This window comes from Pseudomonas sp. EL_65y_Pfl2_R96 (assembly GCF_963970905.1).
Classification (GTDB): domain Bacteria; phylum Pseudomonadota; class Gammaproteobacteria; order Pseudomonadales; family Pseudomonadaceae; genus Aquipseudomonas.
Genome location: NZ_CAXAQH010000272.1, coordinates 1 through 489 on the forward strand (window position 1 = coordinate 1; position 489 = coordinate 489).

Sequence of the window (489 nt, forward strand, 5' to 3'; positions counted from 1 at the left end):
GAGAGCCTGTCCGGGCCGCAGGGGACGCTGTACGGCGCTTCGTCCGAAGCGGGCACGATCCGCATCATCACCAACCAGCCCGATCTCTCGCATTTCTACGGCCGCGCCGATATCGAAGGCAATAAGGTCAGCAAGGGCGGCTTTGGCGGCAAGGCCGAGGGGATGGTCAACATCCCGCTATCGCCCGCAATGGCGCTGCGCGTCGTCGGTTTCTACCAGCGCGATGCGGGCTATATCGACAATGTGCCGGGCACGCGGCGTTTCTGCAGCGGCACCACTTTCGATGCCAATGGCAATTGCGTGAAGGACGGCCTCACCGTCAACAACAGCGCCTTCGTCAAGAAAGACTATAACGACACCGAAATCGCGGGCGGTCGCGCGGCGTTGAAGGTCGATCTCGACAGCAATTGGACGGTCACCCCGACCGTCATGTACCAGGATACGCGCAGCCACGGTGCCTATGGCTATGATCCCAAGGTCGGCGACCTG

Annotated in this window: 1 pseudogene; it reads left to right on the forward strand. The window is 62.0% G+C overall.

The annotated features are described in order from the left end of the window. Positions 1 to 489 (forward strand): annotated as a pseudogene (locus AACY49_RS30585) (hypothetical protein); the annotation flags it as partial.